This window comes from Streptomyces cyslabdanicus (assembly GCF_052663305.1).
Genome location: NZ_JBQRUW010000028.1, coordinates 35988 through 54597 on the forward strand (window position 1 = coordinate 35988; position 18610 = coordinate 54597).

Annotated in this window: 13 protein-coding genes and 2 pseudogenes; 3 read left to right on the plus strand and 12 right to left on the minus strand. The window is 73.2% G+C overall.

Going from position 1 to position 18610, the window contains the following annotated elements; genetic code table 11:
• Window positions 1–154 precede the first annotated feature (154 nt).
• Window positions 155–1255: a citrate synthase 2 gene (locus ACTYVM_RS17285; protein WP_445526740.1), complete on the plus strand. Its 1101-nt coding sequence runs from the start codon at window positions 155–157 to the stop codon at window positions 1253–1255.
• 37 nt (window positions 1256–1292) lie between these two features.
• Here the strand turns inward: ACTYVM_RS17285 and ACTYVM_RS17290 are convergent, their stop codons facing one another.
• The 11 genes and pseudogenes from ACTYVM_RS17290 to ACTYVM_RS17340 all read right to left on the minus strand — a co-directional run bounded on the left by ACTYVM_RS17290 (window position 1293) and on the right by ACTYVM_RS17340 (window position 15940).
• A complete protein-coding gene (locus tag ACTYVM_RS17290) occupies window positions 1293–2321 on the minus strand; it encodes an isopenicillin N synthase family dioxygenase (RefSeq protein WP_445526741.1) in 1029 nt (342 codons plus the stop codon).
• A gap of 257 nt (window positions 2322–2578) precedes the next feature.
• Complete coding sequence (locus ACTYVM_RS17295) at window positions 2579–3208, minus strand: TetR/AcrR family transcriptional regulator (protein WP_445526742.1); 630 nt, start codon at window positions 3206–3208, stop codon at window positions 2579–2581.
• Window positions 3196–3930: an enoyl-CoA hydratase family protein gene (locus tag ACTYVM_RS17300; RefSeq protein ID WP_445526743.1), complete on the minus strand. Its 735-nt coding sequence runs from the start codon at window positions 3928–3930 to the stop codon at window positions 3196–3198. Before ACTYVM_RS17300 ends, ACTYVM_RS17295 begins: the two co-directional genes overlap by 13 nt.
• Before the next feature lie 50 nt (window positions 3931–3980).
• Window positions 3981–4562 (minus strand): annotated as a pseudogene (locus ACTYVM_RS17305) (AMP-binding protein); the annotation flags it as partial.
• Between the two features lie 27 nt (window positions 4563–4589).
• A complete protein-coding gene (locus ACTYVM_RS17310; protein WP_445526744.1) occupies window positions 4590–5753 on the minus strand; it encodes an acyl-CoA dehydrogenase family protein in 1164 nt (387 codons plus the stop codon).
• Window positions 5750–7615, minus strand: a complete 1866-nt coding sequence (locus ACTYVM_RS17315; protein ID WP_445526745.1) for an acetyl/propionyl/methylcrotonyl-CoA carboxylase subunit alpha — start codon at window positions 7613–7615, stop codon at window positions 5750–5752. Before ACTYVM_RS17315 ends, ACTYVM_RS17310 begins: the two co-directional genes overlap by 4 nt.
• Before the next feature lie 8 nt (window positions 7616–7623).
• Entirely contained in the window at window positions 7624–9222 is a 1599-nt protein-coding gene (locus ACTYVM_RS17320; RefSeq protein ID WP_445526746.1) for an acyl-CoA carboxylase subunit beta, read from the minus strand.
• Window positions 9219–10940, minus strand: coding sequence for an acyclic terpene utilization AtuA family protein (locus ACTYVM_RS17325; protein WP_445526747.1), 1722 nt, complete (start codon window positions 10938–10940; stop codon window positions 9219–9221). Before ACTYVM_RS17325 ends, ACTYVM_RS17320 begins: the two co-directional genes overlap by 4 nt.
• On the minus strand, window positions 10937–11731 hold the full coding sequence (locus tag ACTYVM_RS17330; RefSeq protein WP_445526748.1) for a TIGR03084 family metal-binding protein: 795 nt from the start codon (window positions 11729–11731) through the stop codon (window positions 10937–10939). The genes ACTYVM_RS17325 and ACTYVM_RS17330 overlap by 4 nt, the downstream gene beginning before the upstream one ends.
• An 89-nt stretch (window positions 11732–11820) precedes the next feature.
• The gene (locus ACTYVM_RS17335) at window positions 11821–12786 is read right to left on the minus strand and encodes an EamA family transporter (RefSeq protein ID WP_445526916.1); all 966 of its coding nucleotides are present in this window, start codon (window positions 12784–12786) and stop codon (window positions 11821–11823) included.
• 244 nt (window positions 12787–13030) lie between these two features.
• A complete protein-coding gene (locus tag ACTYVM_RS17340) occupies window positions 13031–15940 on the minus strand; it encodes an FAD-binding and (Fe-S)-binding domain-containing protein (protein ID WP_445526749.1) in 2910 nt (969 codons plus the stop codon).
• 91 nt (window positions 15941–16031) lie between these two features.
• Between ACTYVM_RS17340 and serC the strand changes: the two genes are divergently transcribed.
• Window positions 16032–17150 (plus strand): phosphoserine transaminase, encoded by a 1119-nt coding sequence (gene serC, locus ACTYVM_RS17345; protein ID WP_445526750.1) that lies wholly within the window; start codon window positions 16032–16034, stop codon window positions 17148–17150.
• Between the two features lie 137 nt (window positions 17151–17287).
• On the opposite strand, the pseudogene ACTYVM_RS17350 reads toward serC, so the two are convergent.
• Window positions 17288–17380, minus strand: a pseudogene (locus ACTYVM_RS17350) (DUF397 domain-containing protein); the annotation flags it as partial.
• A gap of 588 nt (window positions 17381–17968) precedes the next feature.
• Here ACTYVM_RS17350 and ACTYVM_RS17355 point away from each other — a divergent pair.
• Complete coding sequence (locus ACTYVM_RS17355) at window positions 17969–18577, plus strand: hypothetical protein (RefSeq protein WP_445526751.1); 609 nt, start codon at window positions 17969–17971, stop codon at window positions 18575–18577.
• Window positions 18578–18610 lie beyond the last annotated feature (33 nt).

Consider the following 18610-nt stretch of genomic DNA (forward strand, 5'->3'; position numbering starts at 1 on the left):
CCGCACCAGGCCGCCGTCCCAGTCGCACCAGCAGCACCAGTCGCACCACTGGCACCACTCGCAGTCGCACCAGTTGCAGTCGCACCAGCAGGTAACCACCACCCCAGCAGCACCCCTCGCATCCTCTGCCGCACAGACCACAAGGAGCCGCCCGATGTCCGACTTCGTACCCGGTCTCGAAGGAGTCATCGCGTTCGAGACGGAGATCGCCGAACCGGACAAGGAGGGCGGCGCCCTTCGGTACCGGGGCGTCGACATCGAGGAACTCGTCGGTCAGGTCTCCTTCGGCAACGTCTGGGGACTGCTGGTCGACGGCGCCTTCGATCCGGGCCTGCCGCCCGCCGAGCCGTTCCCGATCCCCGTGCACTCCGGGGACATCCGCGTGGACGTCCAGTCGGCGCTGGCGATGCTCGCCCCGGTGTGGGGCCTGAAACCGCTCCTCGACATCGACGTGGAGCAGGCGCGCGACGACCTGGCGCGGGCCGCCGTCACGGCGCTGTCGTACGTCGCCCAGTCGGCACGCGGGCAGGGCGTGCCGATGGTGCCGCAGCGGGAGATCGACAAGGCCCGCTCCATCACCGAGCGGTTCATGATCCGCTGGCAGGGCGAGCCCGACCCCAAGCACGTGGCGGCCGTCGACGCGTACTGGACGTCCGCCGCCGAGCACGGCATGAACGCCTCCACGTTCACCGCCCGCGTCATCGCCTCCACCGGCGCCGACGTGGCGGCCGCCCTGTCGGGCGCGGTGGGCGCCATGTCCGGCCCGCTGCACGGCGGCGCGCCCTCCCGGGTCCTGGGCATGATCGAGGAGATCGAGCGGACCGGGGACGCGGAGGGCTACGTCAAGCAGGCCCTGGACCGCGGTGAGCGGCTGATGGGCTTCGGTCACCGGGTGTACCGGGCCGAGGACCCACGCGCGCGCGTGCTGCGCCGTACCGCCCGGGAGCTCGGCGCCCCGCGGTACGAGGTCGCCGAGGCCCTGGAGAAGGCCGCCCTGGAGGAGCTGCACAACCGCCGGCCGGACCGGGTGCTGGCCACGAACGTCGAGTTCTGGGCGGCGATCATGCTGGACTTCGCCAAGGTGCCGGCGCACATGTTCACGTCGATGTTCACGTGCGCGCGTACGGCGGGCTGGTCGGCGCACATCCTGGAGCAGAAGCGCACCGGCCGGCTGGTGCGCCCCTCCGCCCGTTACGTCGGTCCCGGTCCGCGCGGCCTGCGGGAGATCGCGGGCTACGCCGACATCACGCGCTGACCGGGCACTTGACCGCGCCCGGTCGGCACACGCGGCGTCACGCGGGGCTCAGCAGCTCCGCGTGATGCCGCTGGGCGACCAGCGGGTGGGCGCGCATCTTCCCCTTCAGCTCGTTCAGACCGTAGTCCGCGAACAGCGGGTTGCCCGGGTCGTCGGTGACGCCGGGCGCGACGGTGGCGTGCGGGAAGGGCAGCGGGGCGACACGGGCGTCCAGGCGCGGGTTGTAGAAGAAGGGCACCGAGAACCGCTCGGTCGCGCCGGGCGGGGAGACCACCCGGTGGTTGGTGGCCACGAGGTAGCCGTTGGTGGCGACCTCCAGCAGCTCACCGAGGTTGACCACGAACGCGCCCTCGATCGGCGGCACGTCGTGGAAGAGCCCGTCCGCGCGCTGCACCTGGAGCCCGCCGATCCCGTCCTGGAGCAGCAGGGTGAGGAAGCCGTAGTCCTTGTGGGCGCCGACGCCCTGGTCGGTGCCGTCGCCGGCGCTGCCCGGGTAGCGGACGAGCTTGAGGTGCGGGTGGGCGTACTCGCCGAAGACCGGGTCGTAGAAGTCGGCGGGCGCGCCGATGGCGGTGAGCAGTTCGTGCAGCAGCCTGCGGGCGACGGCGCCGAGCCGGTCGATCCAGGCGAGTGCGGCGGTGCGCAGCTCGGGCAGGGCGGCCGGCCACTGGTTGGGGCCCTGGAGCCACCAGTACGCGGGCTCGCCGGGACCGGGGACGCGGGCGGGCCGCTCGGCGCCTATGTCGAGCTGGTCGCGCCAGTCGCGGGCGCCGCCGGTGCGCTCGTCCCCGGTGCGCGTGTAGCCGCGGAAGTGGGGCGAGTTGATGTTGTCCAGGGCGAGGCGGTCGGCCTCGGGGAGCCGGAAGAAGGCGTGCATGGCGTCGAGCAGCGCGTCGGTCTCGGCCCGGGTGACGCCGTGCCCGACGAGCTGGAAGAAACCCACGTCGTGGGCGGCGGCGTGCAACTGCTCGTGCAGCAGCGCCCGTTCCCGGGGACCGCGGTCGGCCGCGGCGAGGTCGATGAGGGGGAGCTGGTCGTACGACGGGGTCGTCGCGGTGTTCGTCATGGGTCACGTCCGCAGGGTGTACGGGTCCCGGGCAGCGGCCATGGGTGGGCGCGCGGCACGGGTGCCGGATGAGAGAAACCGGGTGAGGGATGCGGGCGATCGGGTCGCCGCGGAGAGGGCCGGGTCAGGCAGAGCGCCGACAGCCCATGCTCGTGACGCGCACGTAGTCCACGTGGCGGCGTCGCACGAGCAGCACAGACATGCGCACAGAGTACTGCCGGACACGCGATACGGGTGTGGCCCGGTTCACTCCCGGTTCACGCGGAGGCCGGGCCGCGACCCAGCGCGTCCTCCAGCAGGACCGCCCACTGGGCGACCACGCGTTCGCGGCGGGCGGTGTCGTCGGTGAGGAGGTTGGCGAGGCCGAGGCCGCGGGCCATGTCGAGGAAGCCCTGGACGGTTTCGCGGGTGCCGGGGCGGGACTCGTCCGCGCCCAGCAGCTCGACCGCTATCCGGTGGGTCTCACGGCCCACGCGCGCCTCCAGTTCGGTGACACGGGGGCGCAGTTGGGCCTCGTCGGAGGCGGCCACCCACAGGTGGAGGGCGGCCCGGAAGAGGGGCCCGGTGTAGAGGTCGACGAGGGCGGCGACCACGGCCCGCCGGTCGCCGCCCGCGCCCGCGGGGAACAGGGCGCGCAGGGCGGTGGAGCGTTCCTCGGCCACGTACTCGACGGCGGCGGTGAACAGGTCCTCGCGGGTGGGGAAGTGGTGCTGGGCGGCGCCGCGGGAGACGCCGGCGCGTTCGGCGACCACCGAGACCGTGGACCCGGCCCAGCCGTGTTCGGCGAGGCAGGCCACGGCGGCCTGGAGGAGCCGCTGCCGGGTGGCCCGGCTGCGGTCCTGCTTGGGGGCGCGTTCCGCGCGGTCGTGTGTGATCACACCACCCATTCCGGATCCCGTCGTTCGAGGAAGGCCGCCATGCCCTCGCGCGCCTGCGCGGAGGAGAAAAGCCGGGCCGAGAGCGCGGTCAGGCCGGCCGCGTCCCGGTCGAAGGCTTCCAGCACCCTAGCCGTGAGCAGCCGTTTCGTCTCGGCCAGCGCCTGCGGGGAGGAGCGGCGCAGACCGTCGAGGATCGGCTCCAGCACGGCGTCGGCGTCGTCACCGGCCGCCGTCACCACGCCGGTCCTGGCCGCCTCGGCCGCGTCGAACCGTTCCCCGGTGAGGCAGTGGCGGGCCAGCGCGCGCGGGTCGGCGCGGGGCAGCAGGGGCAGCGAGATGAGCGCGGGGGCCACCCCGACGCGCACCTCGGTGAACGCGAAGGTGGCCCGGTGCGAGGCGACGGCGATGTCGCAGGCCGCGAGCAGGCCGAGACCGCCGGCGCGGACGTGCCCGGTGACGCGGGCGACGACCGGCTTGGGCAGCGCGACGATCTGCCGCAGCAGGGCGGCCATCGCCTCGGGGCGTGGCGGGTCGTGAAGGTCGGCGCCCGCGCTGAAGGCGCTGCCGGTGTGGGTGAGGACGACGGCGCGCACGGCGGGGTCCTCGGCGCAGTCGGTGAGCGCGGCAGCGAGTTCCGCGACGAGCGGCGCCGACAGGGCGTTGCGGCGGTCGGGCGAGTCGAGGCTGAGGGTTTCCACGGCACGCGCGCGCGTGCGTCCGATCGCCGTCACGGCCGCTCCCCCGCTTCCCGCAGCCGCCGCCGGATCTTGCCGGAGGCGAGCCGGTGGGTGAGCATCACGCCCTTGGGGGTGCCGGTCATCCCCGAGGAGTACGGCAGCGCCGCGACGTCCTCGGCCGGGTCGATGGGCACGGCCGGCTCGGGTGCGGCGCCCGCGACCAGGTCGAGGAACGAACGGTGCCCGGGAGCGCGGTCGCAGACGAATATCTCCTCCACCCCGCCCGCCAGTTCGGCCGCCCGCCGGGCCGCCGGGAGCAGCGGGGAGACGGTGACGATCCAGCGGGCCACGGAGTCCCTCAGCTGCGTGGCGAACTCCTCCGGCGTGGCGAGCGGGTGCGCGGTGGTGACCGAGGCACCCGCGCGCGTGGCGGCGTAGAAGGCCACGGGGAACAGGACCGTGCTCGGACTGTGCAGGGCGAGGACGTCGCCCTTGCGCACGCCAGCCTCGGCGAACGCGGCGGCGATACGCCGGTGGAAGGGGTTCACCTGTTCGTACGTGAGGGTGGTGCCGTCCGTGCCGTCGATCAGGGCGGGCGCCCGGCCGAACCGGGACGCGTGGCCCAGGACGGCCTCGTGGATGGGCAGTTCTACGGCCGGGACGTCTGCGTACTCGCTGCGGAACACGGTTCCTCCTCGCACACGGCGGGCGGGTCAGTACGACTTGGGCAGACCCAGGGTCTGGTGGGAGACGTAGTTGAGAATCATCTCCCGGCTCACCGGTGCGATACGGGCCACGCGTGCGGCCGTTATCAGCGAGGCGAGCCCGAACTCGCGGGTGAGGCCGTTGCCGCCGAGGGTGTGCACGGCCTGGTCGACGGCCCGTACGCAGGCCTCACCGGCCGCGTACTTGGCCATGTTGGCGGCCTCGCCCGCGCCCACGTCGTCGCCCGCGTCGTACAGGTGGGCCGCCTTCCCCGTCATCAGGCGGGCGAGTTCGAGGTCGATGTGGGCCTGGGCGAGCGGGTGGGCGATGGCCTGGTGGGAGCCGATGGGGGCCTTCCAGACGGTGCGTTCGCGCGCGTACTCCACGGCCCGGCCGAGCGCGTGGCGCCCCATGCCGATGGCGAAGGCGGCGGTCATGATGCGCTCGGGGTTGAGCCCGGCGAACAGTTGCAGCAGGCCCGCGTCCTCTGCCCCACCGACGAGCGCGTCGGCGGGCAGCCGTACCTCGTCCATGACCAGCTCGAACTGCTTCTCGGCGGCGGTGAGTTCCATGTCGATGGGCCGCCGCTGGAAACCGTCCGCGTCCCTCGGGACGATGAACAGGCAGGGCTTGAGGCGACCGGTGCGCGCGTCCTCGGTGCGGCCGACGACCAGGACGGCGTCGGCGATGTCGACACCGGAGATGAACACCTTGCGGCCGCTGAGCACCCAGTCGGCGCCGTCGCGGCGGGCGGTGGTGGTGATGCGGTGGGAGTTGGAGCCGGCGTCGGGTTCGGTGATACCGAAGGCCATGGTGCGGGTGCCGTTCGCCAGTGACGGCAGCCAGGCGCTCTTCTGCTCCTCGGTGCCGAACCGGGCGATGACGGTGCCGCAGATGGCGGGCGAGACGACCATCATCAGCAGGGGGCAGCCGGCCGCGCCCAGTTCCTCCAGCACGATGGAGAGTTCGGTGACGCCGGCGCCTCCCCCGCCGTATGCCTCCGGCAGGTTGACGCCCAGGTAACCGAGCTTGCCCGCCTCGGACCAGAGTTCGGTGGGAGGACGTCCCTCGGCGACGGTGCGGGTGAGGTAGGCGCGGCCGTAGCGTTTGCCGAGGGCCGCCACGGCGGCGCGCAGGTCCTTGTGTTCATCGGTTTCCAGCGTGACGCTCACTGATCCTCCCGGGTGGCCTCTACGACGGCGAGCAGGGCACCGACCTCGACCTGGCGGCCGGGTGCGGCGTGCAGGGCGCTGAGCGTGCCCGTGACGGGCGCGGAGATCTTGTGCTCCATCTTCATCGCCTCCAGCCACAGCAGCGGCTGTCCGGCCCGTACGGCGTCGCCCACGGCCAGTTCGTCGGCGACGCGCACGACGGTGCCGGGCATGGGCGCCAGCAGTGAGCCGGGGAGACGCTGGACGACGGGGTCGGGGAAGCGGGGCAGGGCGGTGAGCGCGGTCGGCCCCGCGTGCACCCGGTCGCCGTAGCGGGCGATCTCGTACCGGCGACGGACGCCGCCGACCTCGAGGACGACCAGGCGCGCGTCCGCGTGCACCACCCGCACCCCCAAGGCGTCGGGCACCGGCCCCGTGCGGCTGTGCCGGTAGCGCACCTCGTGCTCCTCGCCCGCCATCAGGTACCGCTTGACCTGCGGTTGCGAGGGCACGTTGCGCCAGCCTCCGAAGCGGGAGCGACCGTGCGCGTCGGCGAGCGCGGCGGCCAGGGGCGCGTACGGGTCGGGGGCGGGGGCGGTCAGTTCGGCGAGGTGGCGGTCGTAGAAGCCGGTGTCCATCCGGCCGGTGGCGAACTCCTCGTGCCGCAGGGACCGCACCAGCAGGTCCCGGTTGGTGACCGGGCCGTGGACGACGGCCCGCTCCAGCGCGCCGGCGAGCTTGCGCAGCGCCTCCGCGCGCGTGGGGGCGTGGGCGACGGCCTTGGCGAGCAGCGGGTCGTAGTGGACGCCGACCGTGTCCCCGTCGCCGTAGCCGGTGTCCAGGCGAACTCCGGGGACGGACAGGCGGTGCAGGGTGCCGGTCTGCGGGGCCCAGTCGCGGGCCGGGTCCTCGGCGTACAGGCGGGCCTCGACCGCGTGCCCGCGCGCGGGGGGCGGTTCGGCGTCCAGGGCGTGGCCCTCGGCGACACGGATCTGGAGGGCGACCAGGTCCACGCCGAACACGGCCTCCGTGACCGGGTGTTCCACCTGGAGGCGGGTGTTCATCTCCAGGAAGTGCGCACGGCCGCCGGCCACCAGGAACTCGACGGTCCCCGCACCGGTGTAGTCGACGGCCCGCGCGGCCCGTACGGCCGACTCGCGCACCTCCCGCTCGGTGTCCGCGGGGAGTCCGGGCGCCGGGGCCTCCTCGACGACCTTCTGGTGGCGCCGCTGGAGGGAGCAGTCCCGTGTGCCCAGCGTCCACACGGTGCCGTGGGTGTCGGCGAGGACCTGCACCTCCACGTGCCGCCCGCCCGCCTCGCCCCCGAGGTACGGCTCGACGAACACCTCGCCGTCGCCGAAGGCGCTCAGCGCCTCCGCGCGCGCGGCGGCCAGTTCGGCGTCCAGGTCCTCGAGCCGCCGTACGATCCGCATCCCGCGCCCGCCGCCGCCCGCGGCGGCCTTCACGAGGACCGGCAGGTCGGCCTCGGTGACGTCGTGCAGGGGCCGGACGCCCATCAGCTCCTTGGCGCGGGTCTTGGACGCCATCGCCTCGACGGCCCGCGGGGGCGGCCCGATCCAGACCAGGCCCGCGTCCAGGACGGCCCGTGCGAAGCCGGCGTTCTCGGCGAGGAATCCGTAGCCGGGGTGCACGGCGTCCGCGCCGGCCGCCACCGCCGCGCGCACGATCAGGTCGCCGCGCAGGTACGTCTCGGCGGGCGTCGCACCCGGCAGGCGTACGGCGGTGTCGGCCACGCGCGTGTGCAGCGCGTGCTCGTCGGCGTCCGAGTGCACGGCGACCGTCCGGATGCCCAGCTCGGCGCAGGTGCGGAAGACACGGCAGGCGATCTCGCCGCGGTTGGCGACGAGCAGGGAAGAAATCAAGGGATCCCTCATATCCGGAAGACGCCGAAGCCGCCGCGCACGCCCTCGAAGGGCGCGGTGTGGACGGCCGACAGGCACAGGCCGAGGACGGTGCGGGTGTCGCGCGGGTCGATGACGCCGTCGTCGTACAGCCGCCCGGACAGGAACATCGGCAGCGACTCGGACTCGATCTGCCGCTCCACCATCGCCCGCAGCGCGGCGTCCGCCTCGTCGTCGTACGGCTGCCCCTTGGCCGCCGCCGACTGCCGGGCCACGATCGACAGCACGCCCGCGAGCTGCTGCGGTCCCATGACGGCGGACTTGGCGCTGGGCCAGGCGAACAGGAAGCGGGGGTCGTAGGCCCGTCCGCACATGCCGTAGTGCCCGGCGCCGTAGGACGCCCCCATGAGGACGGACAGGTGCGGGACGCGTGAGTTGGCCACCGCGTTGATCATCATCGCGCCGTGCTTGATGATGCCGCCCTGCTCGTACTCCCGGCCGACCATGTAGCCGGTGGTGTTGTGCAGGAACAGCAGCGGTACGTCCCGCTGGTTGGCGAGCTGGATGAACTGGGCCGCCTTCTGCGACTCCTCGCTGAACAGCACGCCCTGGGCGTTGGCGAGGATGCCGACGGGATGGCCGTGCAGGGTGGCCCAGCCGGTGGCCAGGCTCGTTCCGTACAGCGGTTTGAACTCGTCGAAGTCGGAGGCGTCGACGATCCGGGCGACGACCTCGCGCGGGTCGAAGGGGATCCGCAGATCGCCGGGAACGATCCCCAGCAGTTCCTCCTCGTCGTACAGGGGCGGCGGCGCGGCGGGCGGATCGGGGTGGGCCTTGCGGTGGTTGAGCCGGGCGACGACCCGGCGGGCCTGCCGCAGGGCGTCCGGCTCGTCGACGGCGAAGTGGTCGGCGAGACCGGACACGCGCGCGTGCATCTCGGCGCCGCCCAGGGACTCGTCGTCGCTCTCCTCGCCGGTGGCCATCCTCACCAGGGGCGGACCGCCGAGGAACACCTTGGCCCGCTCCTTGACCATGATCACGTGGTCGGACAGGCCGGGGACGTAGGCGCCCCCGGCTGTGGAGTTGCCGAAGACGACGGCGACGGTCGGGATGCCGGCCGCCGACAGCCGGGTCAGGTCACGGAAGACGGCGCCGCCGGGGATGAAGATCTCCTTCTGGGACGGAAGGTCGGCGCCCCCGGACTCGACGAGGCTGATACAGGGCAGCCGGTTGGCGAGCGCGATGTCGTTGGCCCGCAGCACCTTCCGCAGGCTCCACGGATTGCTGGCGCCGCCGCGCACGGTCGGGTCGTTGGCGGTGATCAGGCATTCCACGCCCTCCACGACCCCGATCCCGGTGACCAGCGAGGCGCCCACGGTGTGGTCGCTGCCCCACCCGGCCAGCGGCGACAGCTCCAGGAAGGGCGTGTCGGGGTCGAGGAGCAGCTCGATCCGCTCACGGGCGAGCAGTTTGCCGCGCCGCCGGTGCCGCTCGACGTACTTCGCGCCGCCGCCCGCGAGCGCCTTGGCGTGCTCGGCGTCGAGTGCGGCGAGCTTGCCGAGCATGGCCTCGCGGTGCGCCTCGTACTCGGCGGAGCCGGTGTCCAGGGCGGAGGAAAGGACCGTCAAAGGAGGGCCTCCGGTATGTCCAGGTGGCGGGAGCGCAGCCATTCGCCCAGGGCCTTGGCCTGCGGGTCGAACCGGTGCCGGGTGGCGGCGCCCTCGCCGAGGATCCCCTCGACGACGAAGTTGAGGGCGCGCAGATGGGGCAGGACGTGCCGTTCCACGGTCAGCGTCCGGCTTTCGGGGACGAGTAGCCGGAACGTCTCGGTGGTCAGCGCGTGCGCGAGCCAGCGCCAGCCCTGCTCCGAGCGCGCCCACACGCCGACGTTGGCGTCGCCGCCCTTGTCGCCGCTGCGCGCCCCGGCGACGCGTCCGAGCGGGGCGCGCCGGGTCGGGCCGTCCGGCAGGGGCTCCGGCAGCGGCGGCCGCGCCACGTCCTCGAGTGCGCGCGTCTGTCGGGGTGGTGCCACGGCGACACGGCGGCCGTCGTCGAGGACGGCCACCTGCTCGACGGCGTCCTGGGGGACGTACACGGCCTCGAAGACGCCGTAGGGCGCGCCCTTCCCGGGAGGCGCCGGCATGTGGAAGCCGGGGTATCCGGCGAGCGCCAGTTCCACGGCGGCCCCGCTGAACGCCCGTCCCACCGCCTGCGGGTCCCGGTCCCGTACGACCAGCCGGAGCAGGGCGCTCGCCGTCTCCTCGGTGCCGGCGTCGGGCCGGTCGGTCCGCACGAGGTCCCAGCGCACCTCACCGGGGGGCGACCCGGCGGCCCCGAGGGCGTCCCGCATCTGCCGCCGCACCAGTTCGGCCTTGCGCTCGATGTCGAGGCCGGTGAGGACGAAGGTGACCTCGTTGCGGAAGCCGCCGAGGCGGTTGAGCCCGACCTTGAGAACGGGCGGCGGGGCCTCCCCGCGCACCCCCTCGACGCGCACCCGGTCGGGCCCGTCCTGGCTGAGCCGCACGGTGTCCAGCCGGGCCGTGACATCGGGCCCCGCGTACCGGGCGCCGCCCGTCTCGTACAGCAGCTGGGCGGTCACCGTGCCGATGTCCACCACCCCGCCCGTGCCGGGATGCTTGGTGATCACGCAGCTGCCGTCCTCGTGGAGCTCGGCGAGCGGAAAACCGGGGCGGCGCAGCCGGTCGAGGGCGTGGTCGGCGAAGAAGGCGTAGTTGCCGCCGGTGGCCTGGGCGCCGCACTCCAGCACGTGCCCGGCGACGACGGCGCCCGCCAGCCGGTCGTACTCCTGCGGCTGCCAGCCGAAGTGGGCGGCGGCGGGCCCGGTGACCAGGGCGGCGTCCGTCACCCGCCCGGTGACCACGACGTCGGCGCCCTCGCGCAGACAGGCCGCGATCCCGAAGCCGCCGAGGTAGGCGTGGGCGGCGAGAGGGGTGTCCCCCGCGGAGGCGGCGGAGCCGAGGACCCGGGGGAGGCCGGCGGTGAGGTCGTCGCCCTCGACATGGGCGACGCGCACCGGGATCCCGAGGCGCCCGGCCAACTCCCGCACCCGCTCGGCGAGCCCGGCGGGATGGAGCCCGCCCGCGTTGGTCACGATCTTCACCGACCGCTCGTGGGCGAGTCCGAGGCACTCCTCCAACTGCCGCAGAAAGGTACGGGCATAGCCGGCCGCCGGATCCTTGAACCGGTCCCGGGCCAGGATGAGCATGGTCAGCTCGGCGAGGTAGTCGCCGGTGAGGACGTCCAGTTCGCCGCCGGTGAGCATCTCGCGCATGGCGTCGAACCGGTCGCCGTAAAAGCCGGAGGCGTTGCCGACGCGCAGGGTCATCCGGCCGCCCCCTCGGGCGCCCGGCCGGCACCGGGCGGGCCGGCGAAGGCCTGGGCGATGTCCAGCCAGCGGTCGGCGTCCGGCCCCTCGGCGCGTACCGCGAGGTCGGCGCGGTGGGCGCGCTGGGTGACCAGGAGGCAGAAGTCGAGGGCGGGCCCGGTGACACGCTGCCGGGCGTCCTCGGGGCCGTACGTCCACAGCTCCCCGGAGGGACCGCGGACCTCCACGCGGAACTCCTCCTCGGGCACGGGCAGCCCGTGCGCCCCGAAGGCGAAGTCCCGCGCCCTCACCCCGATGCGCACCACATGCCTGAGCCGGTCGGTGGGTGTGCGCACCACACCGAGAGCGTCGGCCACGTCCTGCCCGTGCGCCCAGGTCTCCATCAGCCGCCCGGTCGCCATGGAGGCGGCCGACATGGGCGGCCCGTACCAGGGGAAACGGGACCCGGGCGGCGCCGCTCGCAACGCCCGGTCGAGAGCGGCCCGCCCCTGCCGCCAGCGCGCCGACAACTCACCCGGCGGCAGCCGGACACCCTCCTCCGCTCCCCGGTCGACGAACGTCCCCGGGTCGGCGAGCGCCTCCTCGGCCAGCGCCTGGAAGCCCTCCGGGTCGGTGACGGCGAGCAGGGCGGACCGGTCGGTCCAGGCGAGGTGGGCGATCTGATGGGCGACGCTCCATCCGGGCGCCGGAGTCGGCCGCCCCCACTGCCCGGGACTCAACCCGGCGACAAGCCGATCGAGTTCGTCACTCTCAGCACGCAGATCGTCGAACACCAGCGTCGGGTCGGACATGCGTGGAGCATGGCAGCGGACCCTGAAACAATCAAGCACGCTTGCATGAATTCATGGTCCCGCCGCGCGGCGCCGAAAACCGGCACCGGTTACGGGTGCGCCTCCGGAAGCGGCGCCTTGCTCCGCGCCACCTGGGTCCGTACCGCCCCCATGCTCGCCGCGATGACCAGGACGATCGCCATGGCCTGGAGGGCAGTGAGGGCCTGGCCGAGGATGAGGAAGCCGGCCGTGGCGGCGAGGGCCGGTTCCAGGCTCATGAGGACGGCGAAGGTGGAGGCGGGCAGCCGGCGCAGGGCGAGCAGTTCGAGGGTGTACGGCAGGACGGAGGACAGCAGCGCCACCCCCGCGCCCAGGGCGAACGTCGTCGGGACGACCAGCTTCGAGCCGGACTCGACGATCCCCAGCGGCAGGAACAGCAGCGCGCCGACCGCCATCGCCAGCGCCAGCCCGTCGGCCTGCGGGAAGCGCCGGCCGGTCCGGGCGCTGAAGACGATGTACGCCGCCCACATCACGCCCGCGCTCAGCGCGAAGGCGACACCGACGGGGTCGAGACTGTCGAAGCTCCCGCCGCCGAGCAGGAAGACGCCGGCCAGGGCCAGGGCGGCCCAGACGAAGTTGATCGCGCGGCGCGAGGCCAGCACCGACAGGGCGAGCGGGCCGAGCACTTCGAGGGTGACGGCGGGGCCGAGCGGGATGCGGGCGGCGGCCTGGTAGAAGAGGCCGTTCATCCCGGCCATCGCGACACCGAAGACGACGACCGTGCCCCAGTCGGCGCGCGAGTGCCCGCGCAGCCGGGGCCGGCAGACCACCAGCAGCACGATCGCGGCCACCAGCAGGCGCAGGGTCACCACGCCGAGCGCGCCCGCCCGCGGCATCAGCGTCACGGCCAGCGCGGCGCCGAACTGCACCGAGACGCCCCCGGCCAGCACCAGCCCGACCGGGCCGAGCGAGCCGAAACGGCCCGGGGATCCGGGCGCGGGCGCGGTGGCCGGCGCGGAGCTGACCGGAGACGGGGAGGAAGAGGTGGCGGGGGTGGCGGCGCTGGGCGTGGTCACGGGGCGGTCCAGGTACTGGGCTAGGGGCTTGTGCATCGCGATGTACTGCTGGGTCCAGGGTAGTGGACGCAGTCAGGGGCGTGCCGCCGTACACCCCTGTCCATGTCCCCCCGCCACCCCACAGCGCACAACGCGCCACACCCCGCCGGACTCCACGGTCCACTACCCAGCGCACCCCTCCGGCCCGCGACCGCACCCGGCCCCCGACCGCACCCCATGCCCCTCGGCCTCGCGGCGGCCACGGTCACGAGCCGCCCAGCCCCGCCGGCCCCTCCAGCCCTTCCGCCAGTACCTCCGCCAGATGGCGCCCCCGCACTCCGGCCAGCTGGTCCAGTTGGGTGCGACAGGAGAAGCCGTCCGCGAGGACCACCGCGCCGTCCGGGGCCCGTCGTACCGACGGCAGGAGCTGTTCCTCGGCGCAGGCGGCCGACACCTCGAAGTGGCCCTTCTCGAAACCGAAGTTCCCGGCCAGTCCGCAGCAGCCGCCGGACAGCTCACCGGTCAGACCCGCCGCCGCCCGCAGGCGCCGGTCGGCCGCGTCGCCGAGCACGGCGTGCTGGTGGCAGTGGGTCTGACCGGCGACCGGGCGGTCCAGCCGGGGCGGGGTCCAGCCGGGGGCGTGGCGCTGGAGGGCCTCGGCGAAGGTCAGGACGCGCTCGGCCAGACGGCGGGCCCGCGGGTCACCGGGCAGCAGCTCCGGCAGGTCGGTGCGCAGGGCGGCGGCACAGCTCGGTTCCAGGACGACGACGGGCGCCTCGGTCTCCAGCACCGGTTCCATCAGGTCCAGGGTGCGACGCAGCACCGCGCGGGCACGGTCCAGCTGTCCGGTGGAGACGTACGTCAGGCCGCAGCAGACACGGCCCCGGCCGCGCAGGACGGACACAGGGTTCAGCAGCGTCGCGCCCGCGCCACCCACCGGAGGGCGGCGCAGGCGCAGCGTCGGCGGGAGCGCCACCCGCAGTCCGGCCGCCTCCAGCACGCGGACGGCCGCCCGGCCCACGGACGGCGACAGGTGCTCGGTGAAGGTGTCCGGCCACAGGACGACCAGATCGCCCGCCCCCTCCCCGCGGTCCGCGGCCGCCCGCGTGCGCCACCATCGGGTGAACGACTCGCGCGCCAGGCGCGGGATCCCTCGTTCGGGTGTGATTCCACCGAGCCGTTTCACCGCCGACGCGAGCGGTGGCAGGGCGGCGAGCGCGTTCAGCAGCGGCCCGGTGCGCGTGCGGGCCGCCCAGCGCAGCCACACCGGGAGCCACCCCATGGCGTAGTGGGCGGCCGGGCGGCGCCGTCCGGCGTAGTGGTGGTGCAGGAACTCCGCCTTGTACGTGGCCATGTCGACCCCGACCGGGCAGTCGGACCGGCACCCCTTGCACGACAGGCACAGGTCGAGCGCGTCGTGGACCTCGGCCGACCGCCAGCCGTCGGTCACCAGCTCGCCGGCGAGCATCTCGTGCAGCAGCCGGGCACGCCCGCGCGTGGAGTGCTCCTCCTCGCCCGTGACCCGGAAGGAGGGGCACATCACCGCGGCGCCCGACACCTCGGTCGTACGGCACTTCGCGACGCCGACGCACCGGCGCACCGCCGCCGAGAAGTCCCCGCCGTCGGCCGCGTAGCCGAAGGCCACGTCGACCGGGCGGCGCGGCAGCACGGCGAAACGCAGGTTCGCGTCCAGGGGCGCCGGACGGACCAGCATCCCGGGGTTGAGCAGGTCGTCGGGGTCCCACAGTCCCTTGACCCGCTCGAAGAGGGCCACCGTCCGCGCGCCGTACATCGTCGGCAGCAGCTCGGCGCGGGCCTGCCCGTCCCCGTGCTCCCCGGACAGCGAACCGCCGTGCGCCACCACCAGCTCGGCCAGCTCCTGCGAGAACCGCCGGAACCGGCCGATCCCGGCCGGGGTCAGCAGGTCGAAGTCGATACGGACGTGGATGCAGCCGTCCCCGAAGTGCCCGTACGGGGCGCCCCGCAGCCCGTGGGCGGCCAGCAGCTCCCGGAACCGCCGCAGATACGCGCCCAGCCGCGCGGGCGGCACCGCGCAGTCCTCCCACCCCGGCCACGCCTCCGTGCCGTCCGGCATCCGGGTCGCCGTACCGCTCGCGTCCTCCCGGACCCGCCACAGCACGCGCTGCGCCGCCGGATCCTCGACGATCACGGTGTCCGTGGCGTCGGCGGCCCGCGCGATCGCCTCCGCACGCGCGCGTGCCTGCCCCGCCGTCTGCCCGCCCGTCTCCACGAACAGCCAGGCGTCTCCGCGCGGCAGATCGGCCGCCGCGGCCGGCACCAGGTCCCGCGCCATCCCCTCCACCGTCAGCGGCCGGTACTCCAGCAGTCCGGCCGCGGCGTCGGCGGCGGCGCCCTCGTCGGCGTACCCCAGCACGGCCAGCACGCGCGCGGGAGGTGTCTCGACGAGCCGTACGACCGCTTCCGTCAGCACGCCGAGGGTGCCCTCCGAGCCGCAGAAGGAGCGCGCCACGTCCGCGCCGTTCTCGGGCAGCAGGGCGTCCAGGGCGTATCCGGAGATACGGCGGGGCAGTCGCGGGAAGCCGGTGCGCAGCCGGGCGAGTTCGCTCTCCACCAGCTCCCGCAGCCCGTCCGGCGCCCCGGCCCACTCGCGCCCCAGCCGCAGTCGCCGCCCCCGCGCGGTGAGCACCGCCAGCTCCCGCACGCTGTCCGCGGTCGTCCCCCAGGCCACCGAGTGGGAGCCGCACGAGTTGTTGCCGATCATCCCGCCCAGCGTGCACCGGCCGTGCGTGGACGGGTCCGGCCCGAACCGCAGCCCCTGCGGCGCGGCGGCCTCCTGGAGCCGGTCCAGGACCACCCCCGGCTGGACGACGGCGGTCCGCTCCCCGGGGTCGAGCGCCAGCACCCGGTTCATGTGCCGGGTGAAGTCCAGCACCACGCCCGTCCCGGTCGCCTGGCCCGCGATCGAGGTGCCGCCGCCCCGCGCCACCACCGGCACTCCGCGCGCCCGGCAGACCTCGAGGACCGCCGCCACGTCGTCGGCGTCCCACGGAGCCACCACCCCCAGCGGGACCCGCCGGTAGTTGGAGGCGTCCATGGTGACCAGCGCCCGGGAGGTGACGTCGAACGCCACCTCCCCGCGCACGGCCCGGCGCAGCTGTGCCGCAAGCCCCGAGAGATCCGCGAGATCGGTCATGCGTCCAGCATGCACACGATCGATTCACCGGCCGTCTCACCCGGCGGAATGCGTTTCACCCGGATTTCTCCGACCCGCTACTCTCCCGTTCGTGGCTGAGATCCGGATTCCCTCTGACATCAAGCCCGCGGACGGACGTTTCGGCGCGGGTCCCTCCAAGGTGCGGACGGAGGCGCTGGACGCCCTCGCCGCCACCGGCGCATCCCTCATGGGCACCTCCCACCGTCAGGCCCCGGTCAAGAACCTGGTCGGCCAGGTGCGCGAGGGCATCCGCGAGCTGTTCCGGCTCCCCGACGGCTACGAGGTCGTGCTCGGCAACGGCGGCTCCACGGCGTTCTGGGACATCGCGACCCACGGTCTGATCGAGAACAAGTCGCAGCACCTCACCTTCGGCGAGTTCAGCTCGAAGTTCGCCAAGGCCGCCAAGCTCGCCCCCTGGCTCGCCGAGCCCACCGTCGTCTCCTCCGACCCGGGCACGCACCCGGAGGCCCGGGCCGAGGCCGGCGTCGACGTCTACGCCTTCACCCACAACGAGACCTCCACCGGTGTCGCCATGCCCATCAGGCGCGTGGCCGGCGCGGACGAGGGCGCCCTGGTCCTGGTCGACGCCACCTCCGGCGCGGGCGGCCTCCCGGTCGACATCGCCGAGACCGACGTCTACTACTTCGCCCCGCAGAAGTCCTTCGCCTCCGACGGCGGCCTGTGGATCGCCGTGTTCTCCCCGGCCGCGCTCGAGCGCGCCGAGCGCGTCCACGCCTCCGGCCGCCACGTCCCGGAGTTCTTCTCGCTGCCCACGGCGATCGACAACTCGCGCAAGAACCAGACGTACAACACCCCGGCGCTGGCCACTCTCTTCCTCCTCAACCAGCAGCTGGAGTGGCTGAACGGCCAGGGCGGCCTCGCCTGGTCCACGGCCCGCACCAAGGACTCCTCGTCCCGCCTCTACTCCTGGGCGGAGGAGTCCAAGTACGCGACCCCGTTCGTCACCGACCCGGCCAAGCGCTCCCAGGTGATCGGCACGATCGACTTCTCCGACGAGATCGACGCCGCCGCCGTCGCCAAGGCCCTGCGCGCCAACGGCATCGTCGACACCGAGCCCTACCGCAAGCTCGGCCGCAACCAGCTGCGCATCGCGATGTTCCCGGCCATCGACCCGGCGGACGTCGAGTCCCTGACGAAGTGCGTCGACTATGTGATCGAGAGGCTGTAGCCGTCTCCTAGTGCCGCGGCGGGCGACGTTTGCCCGTCAAGGAGCGTCGCGACGGGGCAAACGTTGCCTGTCGCGGCACTAGGTCCGTGAAGGGCGCCCGGCGGTGATCCGCCGGGCGCCCTTCGCGTGTGCGATGCCTACGAGAACCGGCGAAGGAATGCCTGCCAGGTCTCGTGGGAGACGGTGAGCAGGGGGCCGTCCTGCCGCTTGCCGTCGCAGACGGCGCAGCCACCGGGAGCCGTGTCAGCGACCTCGACGCAGGCGTTCTCCCTGCCCCGAGTACGACGACTTCCAGAAGGGGCTTACGACCTCGGTCACGGTGCGTCTTCCTTCAGGCTCCGGAGTATGCCCCGGATGAGCTTCGCGCTCGCGTCCGGCGCCCATGCCGACGATCGGAGTCGGTCGTACGCGACTTCCGGTTCGCGCTCCACCCAGATGTTGCCGGCGGGGGGTCTGCGTTGTTGCGTTGTCGGACCATCCGGCTTGTTTCCGCTGCGCTCTTCGAGATGCACGACGAATGGATCGCCTTACCTCGCCGCCACCTCCCCGAAGGGGATATGGGTGATATCTACCGTAAACTCTCTTTTGGTTCCTCCGCGCCACCCAACGCACCGAAATGCAACCGCCAGTTGATGCCCAACACCATGACGAGGGACACCGCCTGGCGGATGCGTGTTCCCGACCGAGTGGCACTCGCTTCGGTGTCCTCCCGCGCAGGCCATTGGAGGCCATCTACCCCAAGCTTACTGGGCAGTTGACCTCGGGGTTTCGTGGTAACGTCCTTGTTCGGAGGGACAGTGCAACCTGAAAGGGAAATCGTGAACACGGAGAAGATCGCCGCTCGCCGCCTCTCACTGGAAGAGGTGACGAAGCTCGGCGTGAAGGACAGGCTCTTCGTTTCCGCCGACACGGCAGAACTCAAGCTTCCCGACTGCTATGTCCCTGCTTTTCTGACCAAGTCCGGTGAGGATTTCGAGGGCGGCTCGATCACGGCGAGAACCGTATTCCAGGAAGAGGTCTCCTGCCTTCCCGACGACGAGAATGAAGCCGGAATCTACGTGGCCGACGAGAACGGCTCGGTGACCATCGAGGTCCTCCAGTCCGCCGGTGTCGTGCTGGACCTGGCACTTTTCGTCCCCGGTGGGGACAAGGGGGCCCTCACGGCCCTTTACGCTGCGGCCCGGCAGGCGTTCGGCGCCGACATCGTGCAGATCTGGCGCCAGGGCCTCAAGGAGGTTCCCGACGTGAAGGTCGACATCTTCGAGGAGCAGATTCCCCGGGGGCGCAAGGGGGGCGACAGCCCCAAGCGTGACCGTCGCGCGATCGACACCTACCCCACCCGTGCGGACTTCATCGAGTTCTCCGCGGGGTGGAAGCCGGTCGTTGAGATTCACAGGCCGATTGTTGACGACACCCCGAAAATCTGAGGCAGCGTTACCTCTCGTTCTCGGCCTGGGAGA

Excerpts from the sequence above, each read along its gene's own strand:
- ACTYVM_RS17285 (WP_445526740.1), top strand. The coding sequence starts at position 155 with ATGTCCGACTTCGTACCCGGTCTCGAAGGAGTCATCGCGTTCGAGACG.
- ACTYVM_RS17290 (WP_445526741.1), bottom strand. The coding sequence starts at position 2,321 with ATGACGAACACCGCGACGACCCCGTCGTACGACCAGCTCCCCCTCATC.
- ACTYVM_RS17295 (WP_445526742.1), bottom strand. The coding sequence starts at position 3,208 with ATGGGTGGTGTGATCACACACGACCGCGCGGAACGCGCCCCCAAGCAG.
- ACTYVM_RS17325 (WP_445526747.1), bottom strand. The coding sequence starts at position 10,940 with ATGACCCTGCGCGTCGGCAACGCCTCCGGCTTTTACGGCGACCGGTTC.
- ACTYVM_RS17330 (WP_445526748.1), bottom strand. The coding sequence starts at position 11,731 with ATGTCCGACCCGACGCTGGTGTTCGACGATCTGCGTGCTGAGAGTGAC.
- ACTYVM_RS17340 (WP_445526749.1), bottom strand. The coding sequence starts at position 15,940 with ATGACCGATCTCGCGGATCTCTCGGGGCTTGCGGCACAGCTGCGCCGG.